The 2,264-nt window shown below is 77.0% G+C and carries 1 protein-coding gene and 3 pseudogenes; all 4 read right to left on the reverse strand.

The features are described from left to right. A pseudogene (locus tag RKE29_RS29460) lies at positions 1–72 on the reverse strand (ATP-binding protein); the annotation flags it as partial. Then, entirely contained in the window at positions 53–784 is a 732-nt protein-coding gene (locus RKE29_RS29465; RefSeq protein ID WP_312008772.1) for a DUF742 domain-containing protein, read from the reverse strand. The gene RKE29_RS29465 and the pseudogene RKE29_RS29460, both read right to left, overlap by 20 nt. 228 nt (positions 785–1,012) lie before the next feature. Continuing rightward, positions 1,013–1,255 (reverse strand): annotated as a pseudogene (locus RKE29_RS29470) (roadblock/LC7 domain-containing protein); the annotation flags it as partial. Then, positions 1,254–1,679 (reverse strand): annotated as a pseudogene (locus RKE29_RS29475) (ATPase); the annotation flags it as partial. The pseudogenes RKE29_RS29470 and RKE29_RS29475, both read right to left, overlap by 2 nt. Positions 1,680–2,264: the final 585 nt, after the last annotated feature.

The following is a 2,264-nucleotide window of genomic DNA, read 5'->3' on the forward strand; positions in this document are numbered from 1 at the left end:
GAAACCGCCCGCCACCACGATCTTCGCGGAAGTAGTGGAGCGGGCCGCGCCGCTAGAGCTTGCGAAGTCCACTGAGCACCCTTTCGAGCAGTGTCACGTCAGGCTGACCGCTGGCGGACTCGTCCCCGCCAGGCTGATGGATGGCGACGAGCCCGGCCTCCGCCAGGTCGGCGACGAGGATGCGGGCCACGCCGAGGGGGATGGTGAGCAGCGCGGAGATCTCGGCGACCGACTTGATCTCGCGGCACAGCACGCAGATCCGCTGGTGCTCGGGCAGCTGCCCCTGCAACTGCTCGGCGCCGGCCGTGGTGCTCACCAGCGCCTCTATGGCCAGCTGGTACCGCGGCCGGGTCCGGCCGCCGGTCATGGCGTACGGGCGCACCAGCGGGTTGTGCGCGCCGCCCACCGGCGGCGGCTCGGGAGCGGGCCGCTGGAGCGGCTGCACGGGCTGGATGCTGGGCACGCCGGGCGGCTCGGGCGAGACGTGGCCGTAGTGCCCGTACCCGGCGTCCGGCGCCGCCCCGGGGCCGTACGCGCCGCCGTAGGGGCCGCCCTGGGCTCCGGGGCCGTACCCGCCGCCCTGGGCCGCCGGATACGGGGGCCCCTGGGCCAGGCCGTGGGGAGCCGCGGGCTGGGCGCCGTACGGGCCGCCCGCGGAGCCGTACCACGGCCCGTAGGTGCCCTCCTGCCCCGCGGGCGCGGGCGGCGGCTCGCCGGGCCCGTGCCCGGACTGCTCCGGCCGGAGCCGGGGGCTGGGCGCGGAGGGGAAGTTGAAGCGCTTCAGCGGGGCCTGCCCCTGCGGCTCGGACTGGTACCCATGGCCGTACGGGGGGTCGCTCGGGGGCGTTGCCATGTGTCCTCCTCCACTCGCCTGTCTGCCACTCGCCTGTGGTCTGCCACGTGCCTGCGGCCAATTGTCCGCCAGCCGGACCGTCTGCGGTCCACCTCGTCTGTGTACGGTCGCGCCACCGCACCCTATGGCGCGGTGGCGCGCGGCGCACTCCATTCTTTGCTAATCGAGAAGACTGCCCTGCAATTCGGCGCGAAGAGCGGGGGTGAGGACGCCTCCGGCGCGGTCGACGAGGAGGGCCATTTCGTAGCCGACGAGGCCGATGTCGCATTCGGGGTGGGCCAGGACGGCGAGGGAGGAGCCGTCGGAGATGGCCATGATGAACAGGAAGCCGCGTTCCATCTCCACGACGGTCTGGTTGACGGCGCCGCCCTCGAAGATGCGGGNACTCATCTGACTCACACTAACGCTCCTGATCGTGGGTGCTGCCAGGGCCGGAGCCCTTTTGTTCGTGGCTGTCACGCGCGGCGGCCCCGGTCCCCTCCCCGCGGCCCCGCTCGACGCCGCGGCGCAGACTGCTCAGCCTGCCGCGCACGTCCTCCGGTGCGCGGGAGACGCGGGGACCGGTCGGCGCGGCCGGTTCCGCGGCGCCCGGGACCAGGTTGGCATGGGGCACGCGCCGGGGCAGACCCGAGGGGGTGACCCCGCCGGCCGCGGGCGCGCGCAGCCGCTCGGCCTGGTGCCAGCGCTCGTCGTTCGCCGTTTGCCATGGGGAATCTCCCCCCCGTGGAACGCCCCGTTCCTGCTTCTCGCGGCGTGGCAGACCGGCGCCGGTGAGGGAAGGGGTGCTGTTCGGGGAAGGGCCCGGACGACCGAACTCTACGCGCTCCGAGGGAAGTTCGTCAGCGCGGGTCCCGGATTCCGGTTGCCCGGCGGCGCCCGGCCGCGGCGCAGGAGCGGCGGGGGCGGGCCCGGTCGGCCCGGCCTGCTCGGCGGTCGCGTTCGCGCCGTCGCGCGGATCGCGCGCCGTCGCGCCGTCGCCCGGTGGGCCGGCCGGCGGCGGTTCCGTATGGGCGCCCGGGGCGGACGCGGCCGGGAGCGGCGGCCGGGCGGCGGCCTGGCCGGCCGGGTCCTGGGCGTACGGCTCCTGGGCGTACGGGGGGTGCTGGGCCTGGGGCGGGACCTGGGCCCGGGACCGGGGGGCGGCCTGCGGGCGCGGCCGGGGAGCCGGTCCTGCCACCGGACCGGGGTCCGCCGTCGGGCCGGGATCCGTCACCGGACCGGGGTCCGCCGCGCCGTGCGCCCCCGGCGGGACGGCCGCCCCGGGTGGCGTGGCACCGGGCCGTGCGGCGTGCCGGGGCTGGGCCGCGGGCCCGCGTCGGGTCCCGGCCTCGGTCCGTCCCGTGGACCCGCCCCGCGCGGAGCGCCCCGCCTCCGCGGCGGGTCCGCCCGGTAGGCCGCGGCCGGTCCGGCC

Source organism: Streptomyces sp. B1866, assembly GCF_031932565.1.
GTDB lineage: Bacteria > Actinomycetota > Actinomycetes > Streptomycetales > Streptomycetaceae > Streptomyces.